The sequence below is a fragment of the Candidatus Methanoperedens sp. BLZ2 genome (genome assembly GCF_002487355.1).
GTDB lineage: Archaea > Halobacteriota > Methanosarcinia > Methanosarcinales > Methanoperedenaceae > Methanoperedens.
The window spans coordinates 22929-39810 of the sequence record NZ_NTMG01000081.1; the positions used below are offsets into that span (position 1 = coordinate 22929).

At 38.0% G+C, this 16882-nt stretch carries 17 protein-coding genes; all 17 read left to right on the top strand.

All coding sequences use genetic code 11. The annotated features are described in order from the left end of the window. Positions 1–49 precede the first annotated feature (49 nt). Positions 50–1336, top strand: a complete 1287-nt coding sequence (locus CL181_RS16885) for a TIGR04372 family glycosyltransferase (RefSeq protein WP_097300499.1) — start codon at positions 50–52, stop codon at positions 1334–1336. A 3-nt stretch (positions 1337–1339) separates the two neighbouring features. Beyond that, positions 1340–2662, top strand: coding sequence for an aminotransferase class III-fold pyridoxal phosphate-dependent enzyme (locus tag CL181_RS16890; protein ID WP_097300500.1), 1323 nt, complete (start codon positions 1340–1342; stop codon positions 2660–2662). Between the two features lie 13 nt (positions 2663–2675). Continuing rightward, positions 2676–3395 carry a cytidylyltransferase domain-containing protein gene (locus CL181_RS16895; protein ID WP_097300501.1) on the top strand — a complete coding sequence of 240 codons (720 nt, stop codon included), beginning with the start codon at positions 2676–2678 and terminating at the stop codon, positions 3393–3395. A 1-nt stretch (position 3396) separates the two neighbouring features. Then, positions 3397–4095 carry a class I SAM-dependent methyltransferase gene (locus tag CL181_RS16900; protein ID WP_097300502.1) on the top strand — a complete coding sequence of 233 codons (699 nt, stop codon included), beginning with the start codon at positions 3397–3399 and terminating at the stop codon, positions 4093–4095. 9 nt (positions 4096–4104) lie between these two features. After that, a complete protein-coding gene (locus CL181_RS16905; protein WP_097300503.1) occupies positions 4105–5082 on the top strand; it encodes a Gfo/Idh/MocA family protein in 978 nt (325 codons plus the stop codon). An 80-nt stretch (positions 5083–5162) separates the two neighbouring features. After that, on the top strand, positions 5163–5957 hold the full coding sequence (locus tag CL181_RS16910; protein WP_217993209.1) for an oxidoreductase: 795 nt from the start codon (positions 5163–5165) through the stop codon (positions 5955–5957). Further along, positions 5945–6970 carry an N-acetylneuraminate synthase gene (gene neuB, locus CL181_RS16915; protein WP_097300504.1) on the top strand — a complete coding sequence of 342 codons (1026 nt, stop codon included), beginning with the start codon at positions 5945–5947 and terminating at the stop codon, positions 6968–6970. The genes CL181_RS16910 and neuB overlap by 13 nt, the downstream gene beginning before the upstream one ends. Before the next feature lie 2 nt (positions 6971–6972). Then, entirely contained in the window at positions 6973–7368 is a 396-nt protein-coding gene (locus CL181_RS16920; RefSeq protein ID WP_097300505.1) for an acyltransferase, read from the top strand. Further along, positions 7368–8522, top strand: coding sequence for a UDP-N-acetylglucosamine 2-epimerase (neuC, locus tag CL181_RS16925; RefSeq protein ID WP_097300506.1), 1155 nt, complete (start codon positions 7368–7370; stop codon positions 8520–8522). The genes CL181_RS16920 and neuC overlap by 1 nt, the downstream gene beginning before the upstream one ends. A 5-nt stretch (positions 8523–8527) precedes the next feature. Continuing rightward, positions 8528–9658, top strand: a complete 1131-nt coding sequence (locus CL181_RS16930; RefSeq protein ID WP_255251620.1) for a DegT/DnrJ/EryC1/StrS aminotransferase family protein — start codon at positions 8528–8530, stop codon at positions 9656–9658. An 11-nt stretch (positions 9659–9669) separates the two neighbouring features. Beyond that, positions 9670–10680 (top strand): UDP-N-acetylglucosamine 4,6-dehydratase family protein, encoded by a 1011-nt coding sequence (locus CL181_RS16935; protein WP_097300588.1) that lies wholly within the window; start codon positions 9670–9672, stop codon positions 10678–10680. A gap of 6 nt (positions 10681–10686) precedes the next feature. After that, positions 10687–12123: a hypothetical protein gene (locus CL181_RS16940; RefSeq protein ID WP_097300507.1), complete on the top strand. Its 1437-nt coding sequence runs from the start codon at positions 10687–10689 to the stop codon at positions 12121–12123. A 28-nt stretch (positions 12124–12151) separates the two neighbouring features. Continuing rightward, the gene (locus tag CL181_RS16945; RefSeq protein WP_097300589.1) at positions 12152–13081 is read left to right on the top strand and encodes a hemolytic protein HlpA-like protein; all 930 of its coding nucleotides are present in this window, start codon (positions 12152–12154) and stop codon (positions 13079–13081) included. Positions 13082–13143: 62 nt separating this feature from the next. Then, positions 13144–13869 (top strand): class I SAM-dependent methyltransferase, encoded by a 726-nt coding sequence (locus CL181_RS16950; protein ID WP_097300508.1) that lies wholly within the window; start codon positions 13144–13146, stop codon positions 13867–13869. Next, positions 13869–14687: a bifunctional 2-polyprenyl-6-hydroxyphenol methylase/3-demethylubiquinol 3-O-methyltransferase UbiG gene (locus CL181_RS16955; protein WP_097300509.1), complete on the top strand. Its 819-nt coding sequence runs from the start codon at positions 13869–13871 to the stop codon at positions 14685–14687. Before CL181_RS16950 ends, CL181_RS16955 begins: the two co-directional genes overlap by 1 nt. Further along, the gene (locus CL181_RS16960) at positions 14684–15910 is read left to right on the top strand and encodes a glycosyltransferase family 4 protein (protein WP_097300510.1); all 1227 of its coding nucleotides are present in this window, start codon (positions 14684–14686) and stop codon (positions 15908–15910) included. The genes CL181_RS16955 and CL181_RS16960 overlap by 4 nt, the downstream gene beginning before the upstream one ends. A 24-nt stretch (positions 15911–15934) precedes the next feature. Then, positions 15935–16876 carry a GDP-L-fucose synthase gene (locus CL181_RS16965; protein ID WP_097300511.1) on the top strand — a complete coding sequence of 314 codons (942 nt, stop codon included), beginning with the start codon at positions 15935–15937 and terminating at the stop codon, positions 16874–16876. Positions 16877–16882 lie beyond the last annotated feature (6 nt).

Here is a 16882-nt window from a genome sequence, read left to right on the forward strand (position 1 = left end):
ATCATCCCTGAATCGATATCCGTTATTAAAATTGTAGTTAGATAATATTATGAATTATGAAATCGAGTTTATTAAGGATGTCCTGAGGGGAAAAGTGACGTGTGGAGACTTTATTGTTAGAGTAGGAAGGTATGCAAAAAATATATCAGGACATTTCCCTATGTTTGTTGCCACACATGTTCTTGGTCCGTTTTTCTGGAGAAGAGGTATCGTTTTCTTGACATGGTACTATAGTAGTACTAACAAGATAGGTGAAATGGCACATCAGTTTGACCTCTATGTGAAAATGGAGATGCTTGGTTGGGGGCCATCAGCTAAAGGTATCATTATAGCAAGGAACGGTATTTCGAACCCATGCCTCTTAAAGTATTGGAAGCGTTATATCCGTGTGATCGATCATCCCTTATTCACCCGCTATCTTTTCCTGTTAGCAGCATTTGTTCAGTACAATACAGCAATCATAAAAATGCCTGACGGGGAAATAGTTCATAAAAACCGCGCTATTGTGGAAGTACAAAAACAATGGGAAAAAGAACGCCGTCAACCACTTTTGGTCTTATCAAGTTCACATCATGAGCGGGGATGGGATTGTTTAGAACATCTTGGTGTTCCGCGGGGGGCGTGGTTTGTTTGCCTTCATGTCAGGGAAGATGGTTTTTTGAAGGGCAAGGACGTTGCCACAGCTAATGCTTATCGTGATGCGGATATCAATACATATTTACTGGCGGTCAAAACGATAGTAGAATCCGGAGGGTGGGTCATTCGAATGGGTGATCCGACAATGAAACCGCTTCCTTCTATGAGGCATGTGATTGACTATACCCGCAGTGAAGCCCGAAGCGATTGGATGGATATATTCTGCTGCGCAGAGTGCCGTTTTTTCCTGGGATCAACATCAGGTTTATTCCTTGTTTCTTTTGATTTCGGGGTACCCTGTGCACTGGCAAACTATACACCATTGGGAGAGTTCCCCTGGTCTGAAAAAGATATATTCATACCAAAACTTTACTGGTCTTCAATCGAGGGGCATTATTTGACATTCAAAGAAGCACTTGCACCACAGCTTAAATATTGTTATGATGGCAGACTTTTTGACTCATCAAATATAAAAGTAATCGATAATACACAGGAAGAAATCAATGATCTGGTATTGGAAATGCTTGGCCGTTTGAAAGGAAATCTTGATTATACGGAAGAAGATAATTGTCAACAAAAGAAATATAGCAGATTGTTATCCAGTACAAAATACGGGATGAACTGCAGAATAGGGAAAGAATTCTTGCGCAAGTATACATGGCTTTTGCCAGACTTTAACAATAAGGAAAATGGGATGTAAAATATGACTGAAAGAAAAAATTCAGGTGTCGAATTGTGGGAAAGAGCCAAAAAAATCATTCCGGGAGGAAACCAGCTTCTTTCAAAGAGAGCTGAAATGTTTCTGCCTGATAAATGGCCAGCTTACTATTCGAAGGTAAAAGGTTCAAATGTTTGGGACCTTGATGGAAATAGATATCTGGACATGTCAATCTCCGGAGTTGGCGCCTGTACATTAGGTCATTCGGATCCCGATGTTGATGCAGCCGTCATCACAGCAATCAAGGCTGGCAATATGTCCACACTCAACGTACCTGAAGAAGTGGAATTGGCGGAATTGTTCTGTAAAATTCATCCATGGGCCAAGATGGTACGGTATGCCAGGACTGGCGGTGAGGCGATGGCGATGGCAGTTAGAATCAGTAGAGCTGCTACTGGAAAAGAAAAAATCCTGTTCTGTGGATATCATGGCTGGCATGACTGGTATTTATCTGCAAATTTAGCCAAATCCACTGCCCTTGATGGACAATTGTTGCCCGGACTGGAACCTGCAGGTGTACCAAGAGGATTAAGGGAAACTACAATTCCTTTTTATTATAATGATTTAAATAGTTTTACATCCCTGGTTGATCAATATGATGGTCAAATCGCCGGTGTTGTGATGGAACCAGTTAGAAACCACTGGCCGAATAAGGAATTTCTGGATGGGATTCGACAAATAACAATAGAAAAAGAGATTCCGCTTATTTTTGACGAAGTGACCTCTTGTTTAAGAATGACACATGGAGGAATTCATTCAAAGCTCGGTGTTGAGCCGGATGTGGCTGTTTTTGCCAAGGCTCTGGGAAATGGTTATCCAATGGCAGCGATTATAGGGAAATCCGAAATCATGAGTGCCACGCAAAAAACCTTTATTAGCAGTACTTATTGGACAGATAAGATAGGTCCTGTTGCAGCAATTGCAACATTGAGGAAACATAAAGAACGCGATGTAAGTTCTCATTTAATATACATTGGAAATTTAGTACAGGATGGCTGGAAAAAATTGGGAATAGAGCATGATCTGGATATCAGCGTTTCGGGAATACCTCCCTTAGGTCACTGGGAGATAGAATCAAAAGAAAATCAATTATTACATACTATTATTGTTGAAAAGATGCTCAATAAGGGATTTTTGACCTCAAAAGCCTTCTATGCAACCTATACTCATACAAAAGAGAATGTGGATGATTATTTGGAGGCACTTGATGATACTCTTAATGATCTAGGTCCATACATAAAAAAAGGAACGCTCAAAAGTCTTCCTCATGGACCTATTGCACACACAGGATTTCGAAGATTAACTTAAAATCAGGAAAATTATGATAAATAATAAAAAAATCATTGCAATTATTCCAGCGAGGGGGGGATCGAAAGGACTTCCAGGAAAGAATATTAGATCGCTTGCTGGAAAACCTTTGATCGCATGGACGATTGACAAGGCAAAAAAAAGTAAGTACATCGACAAAGTAATTGTAAGTACCGAAGACAATGAAATAGCGGAAATATCGAGAAAATACGGAGCTGAAGTACCAGTATTAAGACCAGAGGAGCTGGCAAAAGACGATTCCCCGACAATCGATGCAATAATGCATATAATAAATTGGTTTGAGAGCAAAGAAGAATATTTTGATATAATTATATTATTGGAACCTACCTCACCGCTCAGGAAAGAAAATGATATAGATAATGCAGTTGAACTTTTTATTGAAAATATTGATCATGCAGGGTCATTGGTGAGTGTTGGAGAAGTTCATATGGAAAACCCACATATTACCAAAAAAATAGAGAACGGTTATGTAAAACCACTTATCGAGATTGGCAAGAACCTCTATCAAAGACAACAGCTGCCAAAAGTATATTTTCCGTATGGAGTAATTTATCTTGCACTAACTATTGCACTGAAAAAAAATAAGACATTCTACCTAGAAAGGACAATTCCGTATTTTATAGAAAGATGGCAGAATTATGAAATTGATGATATATATGATTTTATATGTATTGAAGCAATCTTAAAATATAAACCAGAAAGTGAGGCTTAAAATGACTAAGAATTCTTATTGGAATTATCATATAAGGCAATATAACGAACAATATAGGAGTACTGTTTCATTAATTGATTTCTTAAAGAAACAAATCCCCAAGGGAAATTTTTCCGCTTTGGATATAGGATGCGGGGGAGGGGCTGATATTCATTGGCTAAAAAAATCGTTTCAAGAGGGTAAATTTATGGGGATTGATATTGATAATGAGGCAATAAATCTGGCGAGAGAAATGAATAAAGATATTAGATTTGAGGAATTGAATTTCTTGGATATCGAGAAATCTTTTTCTCCTGAGTCTTTCGATTATGTTTTTGCCGTTCAATTTATATCTTTTGTTGATTTTGATTTTCCTATTTTTCTCGAAAAAGCTTTCTATTTAGCAAAGAAAGGGATTTTCATATCCGCCTTATTTTCTGAAGGGTGGATAGAACAACATACAATAGCTAATGATCTTGAAGAAAATTGGAAAGGACTTTATAAAATATATTCTCTTGAAAGGTTCAAAAAAACTGCAAAGAAAATGGCAAATAAAAATATTGAAATAGAATACGAGAGATTTAAAATAGATATATCATTGCCTAAACCAAGTAAACCAAAATTTGGAACATATACTATAAACACTGAGACTGATGAAAAATTACAGGTAAGTGGTTATATGTTGATGCCATGGTATAATTTATTCATAAAGTTTAAATGAGGACATAAAATGAAATTTTTAATTATTGGTTTAGGGTCGATGGGCAAAAGAAGGATAAGATGTTTGAAAAATTTAGGCTTTGAAGATATTATTGGTTTTGATTTAAAAGAAAGTAGAAGAAAAGAAGCTGAAGATAAATATGCAATTAATACAATAGAAGATATAAAGCGTCTGAATTTCAGTGAAATTAATGCACTCATTATATCCACGCCCCCCGATAAACATAATGAATATATACGTCTGGCAATAGAAAAAAAGAAACCCGCTTTCGTGGAAGCGAGTGTTGTATTAGAAGGACTGGAGGAATCAAATAAATTGGCAAAAAAAGAGAAAATCTTCATTGCCCCTTCCTGCACTATGGAATTTCATCCGGCCATAAAAGATATTAGAAAAATCGTAAAAAGTGGAGATTTTGGGAAAGTAACAAACTTTAGCTATCATTCCGGACAATATCTTCCTGATTGGCATCCATGGGAGAATGTAAAAGATTATTATGTATCTAAAAAAGAGACCGGTGGCGGTAGGGAGATAGTTCCGTTTGAATTGACATGGATAGTTGATATTGTCGGATTTCCAAAAAAAATTATTGGATTCCATGGGAAAACCATGGATATTGGGGCAGAAATCGATGATAGCTATGCGATCTCACTGGATTTTGGGAATTCTTATGGGAATATGACAATTGATGTCGTGTCAAGATATGCTACAAGAAGTTTGATCTTAAATATGGAACAGGGACAGATTGTATGGAGATGGGATGAAAATACTGTCAAACTGTATGATGCGATAAATCAGAGATGGATTTATTATAATTATCCAGTTGGACCGGCTATTGAAGGATATAACAGAAACATAAGTGACAATATGTATATTGATGAGATTAACTCATTTATCGACAACCTTAATGGAAAAGGTAAATTTCCTAATTCATTGGACGAAGATATTAAAATATTAAAATTATTGAATGACGTTGAAAGCAAGTTCTGAAATATAAGAGATATTGTGAATATTGGTGCTGGAGCAATTGTTTTGAAAGATGTTCCTGAAAATGGTAGTGTGGCTGGAGTATGGAAATAAATAATATGTATAATTTAAAAAATAAATCAATAATAATTACAGGCGGTGCAGGTCTATTAGGAGGTGCATTTTCAAGAGCATGCGCAGAATCTGATGCAAATGTAATAATTGTTGATATCGATGAAAAAAAAGGAAACGGCATTACAGAGAGCCTTAAAAAAGAAACAAATAACAGTAACATTATTTTCCAGAAGTGCGATATTACTAATATCAGTGATATTCAAATTTTGATTGATAGAGCATTGGATAAATTCAGCAAAATAGATTGTTTGGTGAATAATGCATATCCGCGAAATAAAAACTATGGAAAGAAATTCGAGGATATTGATTATAAAGATTTTTGTGAAAATGTAGATATGCATCTGGGCGGTTATTTTTTAATGACACAGCAGGTAGCAAAAGTAATGATGAGACAAAACCATGGGAACATCATAAACATGGCTTCAATATACGGATTTACTGCACCCAGATTTGAAATTTATGAAGGCACGGAAATGACAGTTCCGGCAGAATATGCAGCGATCAAAGGAGCCATTATAAATTTAACCAAGTATCTGGCATCGTATTTAGGAAAATGTAATATCAGAGTGAATGCAATATCCCCTGGCGGAGTCTATGATAAACAGCCCGATACTTTTGTCAAAGCTTACTCTAAAAAAGTAGTTCTGGGAGATAGAATGGCAAATGCGGATGATTTAATTAATGTTTTAATATTTTTGTTATCTGATGCTTCGAAGTATATAACCGGTCAAAACCATATAGTAGATGGGGGTTGGAGTTTATAGTATATAAGAAGATATTTATCATCGCTGAAGCCGGTGTAAATCATAATGGCAGCCCCGGGTTAGCAAAGCGACTGATAGAAGCAGCCGCTGATGCCGGGGCAGATGCGGTAAAATTCCAGACTTTTGTGGCTGGAGAAGTGGTTAGCATCAATGCACCTAAAGCAGAATATCAGAAACAGGCTACTGATGCGTCTGAGTCCCAGTATGAAATGATTAAAAAACTGGAATTATCCCGGGAAGCCCACAAAGAATTGATGGAATATGCAAAAAATAAGAACATCATGTTCTTATCCACGCCCTTCGATGAAAGAAGTGTAGATTTGCTGGTAGAGCTTGGAGTTCCTCTGATAAAAATAGGCTCCGGGGAAATTACCAACCACCCATTTTTAAGATATGTTGCAAAAAAAGATCTGCCGATCATACTTTCAACAGGAATGTCAACTCTTGAAGAAGTAAGGGAGGCAGTTTCGGTAATAAAAAAAACCGGATGTAACGATCTGACACTGCTTCACTGCACATCAAACTATCCCGCACATTTCGAAGATTGTAACCTGCGAGCAATGAAAACGATGGCTGATGCCTTTAAAATACCTGTCGGATATTCTGATCACACACCCGGTAGAGTTGTACCCATTGCTGCCGCCGCCCTGGGCGCATGTGTGATCGAAAAGCATTTCACGCTGGATAAGAACCTTCCTGGCCCGGATCATCAGGCTTCTCTTGACCCGCATGAGTTAAAAGATATGGTTTATGATATCAGGATGGTTGAAAAAGCGCTTGGTTCATCCGTAAAAGCTCCGGTTGAATTAGAACTCGAAGTACGGGATGTTGTCAGGAGAAGTATTGTAGCTAAGGTTGAAATTCCCCGGGGCACCCTTATAACTGAAGATTTAATAACATTTAAAAGGCCCGGGATCGGGATTGCGCCGAAGCACACAGATCATATTATTAAAAAAATGGCTAACCAAAATATACATAAAGACGATATAATTAAATATGAGTATCTGGAATAAATATGACATTGAGATTCGATAATTGGGAATATCCTTTAATTGAAGAAAATAAATTAACAAGGTATCATTGGCTGGTCCAGCATAAAGACAATTTAAAGCTGGGTTATAAGACCGATATAGGCGCTTTTACTTATATCAATGCTAAAAACGGAGTAACGATTGAAGATTATGTACAGATAGGTTCGCATTGTTCTTTATATACTATTTCAACTATAGATAACAAAGAAGGGATGATAATATTAAAAAAAAATTGTAAAATAGGGAGCCACAGCACAATAATGCCCAATGTTACTGTAGGATATAATTCAATAATCGGAGCGCATAGCTTTGTTAATAAAGATATTCCGGATAACACAATAGCATTTGGAACACCAGTCAGGATAATCAAAAATATATAATGAAAAGAAAAATAGTTGTAATTACTGGTACTCGTGCTGAATATGGTCTGCTGCATCCTGTAATGAAAGCGATTGAAAACAACCCAAAATTAGAGCTTTCAGTTATTGCAACAGGCATGCATCTTTCCCGGGAGCATGGTTATACTATTAATGAGATTAACAAAGATGGATTTAAAATAGATGCCTCTATAGATATGCTTCTGGGTAACGATACAGGAGCAGCAATGGCAAAATCGCTTGGCATAGGTATAGTAGGGATAACTCAGGCATTAGAACAAATCAAACCTGATATTGTTCTGATTCTCGGCGACCGTGGAGAGCCATTTGCAGGTGCAATTGCAGCAACTCATATGAATATTCCAGTCGCGCATATCCATGGCGGAGAATCAACAACTGGAGGATGCATAGATGAAAGTATCCGCCACTCCATCACAAAATTCGCTCACATTCATTTCCCGGCAACAAAAGAAAGTGGAGATAGGATCAAAAAATTAGGCGAAGAAATGTGGCGAATTCACATCGTTGGTGCTCCCGGGCTTGATACAATTCTAAACGCTGAATTAATACCGGGGGAGCAATTAATAAAAAATTTTTCGCTCACAGGAGACAACCCCTTCCTCCTTGTAATACAGCATCCTGTTACAACACAGCCGGAAAATGCTGCTGACGAAATGCGAATTACTTTAAATGCCCTTATGGAATTAAAGATACAAACCATATTGATATATCCAAATTCGGATGCAGGCGGGCGTTCGATGATTGAAGTTATTAAAGAATTCGAACATTTATCTTTCCTGCATACATTTAAAAGTTTACCTCACATAGAATATCTCAGTTTAATGAAGATTGCCAGTGTGCTGGTTGGAAATTCCAGCAGCGGGATAATCGAAGCGGCGTCATTCCATTTACCTGTGGTAAATATCGGGATACGACAGGATGGACGGCAGTGCGGGTGCAATGTACTTAATGTGGCTCATGACAAATCAAAGATAATTGAAGCGATACATACGGCGTTACATGATAAAACATTTAAGCAGAAAGTTAAGCAGTGTACTAACCCTTATGGCGATGGAAAAGCTGCTTTACGAATTGCAGAAGTTCTGGCTGAACTCGAAATAAATAAAGCTTTATTACAGAAAAAGATTACTTATTGAATTATATGGAACACAAAACCGAAATGATACCACTTTCGCGGCCCGATATCGGAGAAGAAGAAATACGATTGGTAAATGAAGTCCTGAGAACAGACTGGCTTAGCATGGGCCCTAAAGTCGGTGAATTCGAAAAAAACTTTGCTGATTATATCGGTACAGAGTATGCGATCGCAGTTAATAGCGGGACAAGCGGATTGCATCTTTGCATGAAGTCAATCGGGATTAATAAAGGCGATGAAGTTATAACCGCACCTTTTAGCTTCATAGCTTCAAGCAACAGTATCATATTTGAAAATGGAAAACCCGTTTTTGTGGACATAGATCCGCATACACTTAATATTGATGCGGAAAAAATCGAGGAAGCAATAACCAGAAATACCCGGGCGATCTTGCCGGTTCATGTATTTGGCCAGCCATGTAAAATGGATGCTATAATGGACATAGCAGAAGATAATAATTTATCGGTGATAGAAGATGCGTGCGAAGCTGTGGGCGCCGAATACAATGGTCGCAAAGCAGGAACATTCGGGGATGCCTCAGTATTTGCATTTTACCCAAACAAGCAGATGACAACAGGAGAAGGGGGAATGATTGTAACAGATAATAAAGATATAGCGCAGTCCTGCATAAGTATGAGGAACCAGGGGCGATCAGAGAAAGGTGAATGGTTAGATCACATCAGGATCGGGTATAATTATCGTCTGGATGAGATGAGCTGCGCACTCGGAATCGGGCAGCTTAAAAGGATTAATGAATTACTTGAAAAAAGATCCAGAGTTGCCGATGAATATTCTAAACAACTCAGTGGAATTGAAGGTGTTAAGACACAATATCTGGATCCAGGAGTTAAAATGAGCTGGTTTGTATATGTTGTTCAAGTTGGAGAATATATAGATAGAAATAAAGTCATGGTATATTTAAAAGAGCACGGTGTAAGCTGCCGTCCATATTTTACACCGATACATCTCCAGCCATTCTATAAGGAAATGTTCGGATATGATGAAGGCGATTTCCCGATATGTGAAAAAGTATGTAATTCGACGATCGCGCTACCTTTTTATGGAAATATGGATAAAGGAACAACCAGAAAGGTATGTAATACTCTCATAGATTCGCTAAAATTTTGTGAAAAATGAAACGTGCTATTATGGAACATATATTCAAAAATAAAAATATTATAGTAACAGGCGGAACCGGATCTATAGGCAGCGAAATAGTCCGCAGTCTTCTTACATATGAGCCCAAAGTGGTGCGAATATTAAGCAGGGACGAAACGAAGCAGTTTGAACTCGAACAAGAACTTGGAAATCTTGATAATATCAGATTCCTGATCGGAGATATAAGGGATAAGGAAAGACTGAAAAGAGCATTCGAAGGTATCGATATTGTCTTCCATGCTGCAGCAATGAAACATGTACCTGCATGTGAATATAATCCATTTGAGGCTGTGAAGACGAATGTTGTCGGAACGCAAAACGTGATTGATGCAGCTCTTGATAATAAAGTTGAAAAAGTAATCGCCATCAGTACCGACAAAGCTGCAAGCCCCATGAATACTATGGGAGCAACAAAACTTCTTGCTGAAAAGCTAATGATAGATGCCAATTTTTACAAAGGGAACAGAAAAACAATATTTTCATGTGTTAGATTCGGCAACGTAATGTGCTCTCGTGGTTCTGTGATACCGTTGTTTAAAAAACAAATCAAACATGGAGGCCAATTGACAATAACAGACCCGGACATGACGAGGTTCATGATGACCATTCCCCAGGCAGTTGACCTTGTATTCAAAGCGACAAAGATGGCGCAGGGTGGGGAGATATTTATTTTCAAGATGCCTGTTGTAAAACTCGGTGATCTGGCAAAATGTATGATTGAATACTTTGCGCCTGAGTATGGCCGCAAACCAGAATCGATTGAGATCAGTATCATTGGCACTCGCAACGGGGAAAAGATGTACGAGCATTTGATGACCGAAGAAGAGGCACGATATGCTTATGAAACAAAAGATATGTATATAGTATTATCCCAATCCGCTTTTCCCGGTTCTTTTTTATATGGGGGCACAAAGGCCCAGCAGAAAAGATATGCGTCTGATGATGCGAAGGTGCTGGGTATAGATGAGATTAAAAATCTGCTGTGGAACCTTCCAGGTTAATATCCTATGAAAGTCTTAATCTATATGCCATTTGCAGCCTGGATCCCCCATCTTGGGACCGATCTGGAAATTGCAGCCAGACATATCGACAAAGGAGATGAAGTGCATATCATCCAATGTTCAGGTGATCTACCATCATGCGAAACAAATCCATCTCACACTAAATTACGCTGTGTTGCATGCAAATATATGCGTGACAAAGGATTATCTCTGATCAATCTGCCTGATTATAACCGACATGAACTCGTTTTACATGATTTTTCCCAATATTTTGATATACCGGATTTTTCTTCTATCGAAGAGTTGAAATCTTTTAAAATTAACAATGTCGATATTGGAATGGCTGTTGCATCCACATTAATAAGTATGACCCGTGAGTATAATCCCAAAGTAAGCAATTTTAGTAAATATATTCACGACAACATATTAATGTCAAAATCAATTTATGATTGTATGATGTACAACCTTCAACAGATCAAACCGGATGTCTTTTATATATTTAATGGGAGATTCTCAGCAATAAGACCTGCTCTGAGAGCTGCTCAGCATCTTGGTATAAAAACTTTTGTCCATGAACGTGCTGGCCGGATACAAAAATATACACTTTCTGAAGATACCTACCCGCATGATATTGAATATCAAAAAAGCAGAATTGAACCTTTTTGGAATGATAGCCCGCATGATACTGAAAAAGAAGAAATAGCCAGGCAGTGGTTTAAAGAACGAAGAGGCGGGAAAGACCAGGGATGGTATTCATTTACAAAATCCCAGAAGAAGGGAAAATTACCAGATGGTTTTGACGATTCAAAGAGAAATATTGCAATTTTCAATTCATCCGAAGATGAATTTGAAGCAATTGATGGTTGGCAAAATCCAATATACAAGAATCAGATCGATGCGATTAATGCTATCATAAACGCAGATACTGATAAAAATATAATGTTCTATATAAGAATCCATCCAAACCTTAAAGGAGTGGACAATACCCAGACTAGAGAACTATCCAGGTTAAAAAGCACAAATTTAGTCATCATTACTACAGATTCAGAGATTGATTCATATGAATTGATGGATGCCTGTGAGAAAGTGATCACTTTTGGGTCAACAATGGGTATTGAGAGTGTTTTTTGGGGGAAACCATCTATCCTTGTAGGTAGATCATTATATGAAGATCTGGGAGGATGTTACATTCCAAAAGATCATAAAGAATTAATTGAATTTATAAATGCTTATTTAAATCCCCTTCCAGATCCTGGCGCTTTAAAATATGGATACTACCAGTCACATGCAGGAATACCATATATATATTATAATCAGGAGACTCTTTTTAAGGGAAAATTCAAGGGTATTGATTTGAAATATTCTATAGATGTTAAAATAAAAATTATTATGAACCTTATCCGTGAAACTTTTAATGATTATTTTAATCATAAAAAACCTTAAATTGTTTTTAAACTATGGTAAATATAAAATGTATGATTTCCAATTAAAAACACCGGTAGCTTTCTTAATATTCAACCGCCCTGACACCACCAGAAGAGTTTTTGCAGAAATAGCCAAAGCAAGGCCCCCAAAACTTCTGGTCGTTGCGGATGGTCCGCGCGCAGATCATCCCGATGATGTGGAAAAATGCGCTGCTGTTCGTGCTATCATCGATGGCATAGATTGGGACTGCAAGGTTTTGACCAATTACTCGGATATAAATTTGGGCTGCAAACGCCGGGTGTCGAGCGGTCTGGACTGGGTGTTCGATACAGTTGAAGAAGCAATTATTCTTGAAGATGACTGCCTGCCGCATCCGGCATTCTTTCGGTTTTGTGAGGAAATGCTCAACAAATACCGTGATGATAAACGGATTGCCATGATCAGCGGGGATAATTTCCAATTTGGTCGAAAAAGGACTGAATATAGTTATTACTTCTCTCGTTATCCTCATATATGGGGCTGGGCATCATGGCGAAGGGCCTGGGAGAATTATGATGTGGATATGAAACTGTGGCCAGAGATTCGCGATGGAGGATGGTTGCAGGACCTGCTTGGGGCTAAAATAAGCGTTTGGTACTGGAAAAACAGATTTGAAAATGTGTATAAAGGGAAGATAGATACCTGGGATTACCAGTGGACTTTTTCATGCTGGATACAAAGTGCACTGACGATTCTACCAGCTGTTAATCTGGTGTCTAATATAGGATTTTCTACAGGTGCGGTTCATACAATAGGAATAAGCGAGTTAGCAGAGATGAAAACCGGACATATGGTTTTTCCCATATCACATCCTCCTTATATTTTGCGTGATTCAGTGGCAGATTCAATAACCGACAGGACTATTTTTTCAGGCCGTCCATTACTGCAAAAAGGAATAAATAAAATCAAACATACCCTCAGAGGAGTCTTTAAATGAGAGCCTTTACTATCAGTTTTGTTGGGCTTGCTATTGATATTACAGACCCAAGGAAATGAAATATGTTAGCCGGAATAGAAAATTATATCAAAAAACAAGCTTTTTTCCCTACGATACCTGGTATTTTTCTAAATCCTTTTTATATATCACGAATAAATTTGTTACAGAATATAAAAAAAAACATTCACTTTTTTGATGGTGGTTATTTATTGGATGTAGGTTGCGGAAGGAAACCATACGAATCATTGTTCAATGTAACTTCGTATATTGGTTTAGACATTGCAGGCGGTGGGCACGATGATGATGCAAAATCTGCGGATGTATACTATGACGGAAAAGTTTTTCCGTTTATCGATTCTTTTTTTGATTATGTCATCTCAAATCAGGTATTAGAGCACGTTCTCGACCAGGAACAATTAATGAAAGAGATATACCGTGTTCTAAAACCAGATGGTTTACTTCTTATAACTGCTCCTTTTGTGTGGGATGAACATGAAGCACCATATGACTACTGGCGTTATACTTCATTTGGTTTGAATTATTTTTTTTCAAAAAAGGGTTTTGGGATAATTGAACAATATAAAAGTGGTAACTATATAGAGACTTTAGTACAAATGTTTTCTTCGTATATATATACAATATTTTTGACAAAGAATCGATATCTCAATGTTTTGATTTCAATATTTCTATGTTCTCCGATTTTAATATTTGGACTAATATTGTCCAAAGTCCTGCCAAAAAATAAAAATTTATATCTGGACAATGTTATTTTAGCGAGAAAAAGATAATGAAATTCAATAAAAAAGGTTTATCCGGAAAAGACCTGGAAGTAATTGATTCAATGCTTTCACAATCTCCCCACTCTCCCCCACAACTGGAAGACATGTGGCAATTAATGGATAATGTCTGGGATGAGACTGGATGCAATAATGAAGATCCTGATTGGGATAAAGTCAGCGAGTTTTATGCCCACCCTGTATGGCTGCTTAATGGCATGTTCATAGAACAGCATGAACTTTCCATGCAGCATCGCAATGCAATATCGGATTGGATCGCTGAAAGGAACTTCAGCAATGTTTTGGATTATGGTGGCGGGTTCGGAACCCTTGCACGCCTGATCGCTGGAAAGAATTCAAAGATTTCAGTTGATATCTTTGAACCATATCCAGGTGAATACGCCGTATTAAGGGCAATAGATTATTCCAATATTCACTTTATAAAAAGCATTGACCAAAAATATGATTGCCTTGTGAGTACTGATGTTCTTGAACATGTCCCGGACCCGTTAAAATTATTTTCTGAAATGATTGGATATGTAAGAACTGGCGGATACCTGATCATAGCGAATAATTTCTCTCCTGTGATCAAATGTCATTTACCTTCCACATTTCACCTCAGATACACATTTAGAATATTCACTCATATCATGGGACTTCGCAGGATAGGGCCATGTATTGGCAGCCACGCAACGATCTATCAAAAGAAGAAAGATATTACCGTAGATTGGCAAAAAATTAATAGATATGAACGAATTTCACGGATGATATTCCCGATTTTGAATATACCATATATAATTTATATAAGATTTAAGAATAGTAAGATATGAAAACCCTGCTAATCAACACATCAGATGCCCGTGGCGGAGCTGCAAGGGCATCTTATAGATTACACAAGGGGTTGCAGCAGGCAGGAATCAATTCTACAATGCTGGTACAGGATAAGCGCAGTACCGATATTTCTGTGATCGGGCCAAAACTAATAGGATTAAAAGGAATAGGTGTTAACTATATTTTTCGCTATGTAATCGATCAGTTGCCTTTACTGTTATATCCAAAATATCAAAAAACCGTATGGAGTCCTCAGTGGCTTCCAAATAAAATCCATAAGAAAATTAATCGATTAAATCCGGACATTGTACATTTTCACTGGATATGTGACGGTTTTGTTCCTATTGAGGAAGTTTCTAAAATAAAGCAGCCCCTTATCTGGACTCTTCATGACATGTGGCCATTTACAGGAGGATGTCATTATAATGGCAAATGTGACAGGTACATGCACGAGTGCGGTAAATGCCCACAACTTGGTTCAGATAAAGAAAATGATTTAAGTCGCCGGGTATGGGGCCGAAAAAAGAAATTTTGGGCGAATCTGGATTTTACTGTTGTCACACCCAGTCGCTGGCTGGCAAACTGCGCACGTTCAAGTTCCCTGTTTGGAGATAAGAAAATCGAAGTGATCCCAAACGGACTTGATCTTCAAAAATTCAAACCAATTGATAAATCAAAAGCTAAAGAAGATTTAAATTTGCCAGTTGATAAAAATCTGATCCTATTTGGGGCGATGAATTCTATAAAGGATAAAAGAAAAGGATTCCAATATTTAAAATCTGCAATAAATGTACTTTCTGAAGATTTAGATTTTGAAGCTATAGTATTTGGAAATTCGGGCAAAGATAAATTGAATATTCCTGTCAACTATATGGGAAATTTTCCAGATAATATGTTGACAAAATTATATTCGGCAGCTGATGTCTTTGTAGCGCCCTCTTTGCAGGATAATTTGCCAAATACTATCATGGAATCTTTAGCATGTGGTACTCCATCAGTTGCATTTGATATCGGTGGGATGTCAGATATGATCGTACATAAAGAAAATGGATATCTGGCCAAACCATTTAATGCAGACGATCTTGCAAGAGGTATTGAATGGATTGTTAAGCATGACCAGAGAAAAAAAGTATTATGTGAAAATTCGCGAAAATATGTAGAAAAGAATTTTGAACTAAAGTATATTGCCAAAAGGTATATTGATTTATACTCCCAAATGTAAAATTTGAATTTTAGAGGATATTTGATGAATAGAAGTGATAAAATCTACATCGCCGGCCATCGCGGCATGGCAGGCTCGGCCATAAAAAGAAACCTGGAATCAAAAGGCTACCATAACTTCATAATCCGCAACCACAGCGAACTCGACCTCACCAATCAGCAGGCTGTCAACAACTTCTTTGAAGCAGAAAGACCGGAATACGTCTTCCTGGCAGCAGCAAAGGTCGGCGGAATCCTTGCAAACAGTACGTATCCTGCAGAGTTCATCTATGAAAACATCATGATAGAAGCAAATGTGATCCATGCAGCATATACCAATGGCGTGAAAAAACTGTTATTCCTTGGCTCATCATGCATCTATCCCGGACTCGCGCCGCAGCCACTGAAAGAGGACTATCTGCTCAAAGGCGAACTTGAGGTCACAAACGAGGCATATGCTGTGGCAAAAATCGCAGGAATACGAATGTGCAAGCATTACAACCAGCAGTATGGAATGAACTTCATTTCGGTCATGCCAACCAACCTCTATGGACCCAATGACAACTACGACCTTACAACATCTCATGTCATGGCAGCACTGATCCGCAAATTCCATGAGGCAAAGATAAATAGTGCGCCGCGTATCATTGTATGGGGCACAGGGGCGCCCAGGCGGGAGTTCCTGCATGTGGATGACATGGCTGATGCATGTGTATACTTGATGGAGAACTATGATGCCCCGGATATCGGGGAGTTTGTCAACATCGGAGTCGGAAAGGATTTGACAATCCGTGAGCTTGCTGAACTGATAGGGGATATCGCGGGATATAAGGGAGAGATCGTGTATGATATCACAAAGCCTGATGGGACTCCGCAAAAGCTGCTGGATGTTAGCAGGTTGTGCAGGCTTGGATGGAAAGCAAGGATATCTCTAAGGGATGGAATTGAGCAAACATATGAGTGGTATGTAAGTAAAAGTAATAGGTGATTAAAT

Bases quoted from the DNA above. Each gene is read 5' to 3' on its own strand.
- CL181_RS16885 (WP_097300499.1), top strand. From the start codon at position 50: ATGAATTATGAAATCGAGTTTATTAAGGATGTCCTGAGGGGAAAAGTG.
- CL181_RS16890 (WP_097300500.1), top strand. From the start codon at position 1,340: ATGACTGAAAGAAAAAATTCAGGTGTCGAATTGTGGGAAAGAGCCAAA.
- CL181_RS16895 (WP_097300501.1), top strand. From the start codon at position 2,676: ATGATAAATAATAAAAAAATCATTGCAATTATTCCAGCGAGGGGGGGA.
- CL181_RS16900 (WP_097300502.1), top strand. From the start codon at position 3,397: ATGACTAAGAATTCTTATTGGAATTATCATATAAGGCAATATAACGAA.
- CL181_RS16905 (WP_097300503.1), top strand. From the start codon at position 4,105: ATGAAATTTTTAATTATTGGTTTAGGGTCGATGGGCAAAAGAAGGATA.
- CL181_RS16910 (WP_217993209.1), top strand. From the start codon at position 5,163: ATGGAAATAAATAATATGTATAATTTAAAAAATAAATCAATAATAATT.
- CL181_RS16920 (WP_097300505.1), top strand. From the start codon at position 6,973: ATGACATTGAGATTCGATAATTGGGAATATCCTTTAATTGAAGAAAAT.
- neuC (WP_097300506.1), top strand. From the start codon at position 7,368: ATGAAAAGAAAAATAGTTGTAATTACTGGTACTCGTGCTGAATATGGT.
- CL181_RS16930 (WP_255251620.1), top strand. From the start codon at position 8,528: ATGGAACACAAAACCGAAATGATACCACTTTCGCGGCCCGATATCGGA.
- CL181_RS16935 (WP_097300588.1), top strand. From the start codon at position 9,670: ATGGAACATATATTCAAAAATAAAAATATTATAGTAACAGGCGGAACC.
- CL181_RS16940 (WP_097300507.1), top strand. From the start codon at position 10,687: ATGAAAGTCTTAATCTATATGCCATTTGCAGCCTGGATCCCCCATCTT.
- CL181_RS16945 (WP_097300589.1), top strand. From the start codon at position 12,152: ATGTATGATTTCCAATTAAAAACACCGGTAGCTTTCTTAATATTCAAC.
- CL181_RS16950 (WP_097300508.1), top strand. From the start codon at position 13,144: ATGTTAGCCGGAATAGAAAATTATATCAAAAAACAAGCTTTTTTCCCT.
- CL181_RS16955 (WP_097300509.1), top strand. From the start codon at position 13,869: ATGAAATTCAATAAAAAAGGTTTATCCGGAAAAGACCTGGAAGTAATT.
- CL181_RS16960 (WP_097300510.1), top strand. From the start codon at position 14,684: ATGAAAACCCTGCTAATCAACACATCAGATGCCCGTGGCGGAGCTGCA.
- CL181_RS16965 (WP_097300511.1), top strand. From the start codon at position 15,935: ATGAATAGAAGTGATAAAATCTACATCGCCGGCCATCGCGGCATGGCA.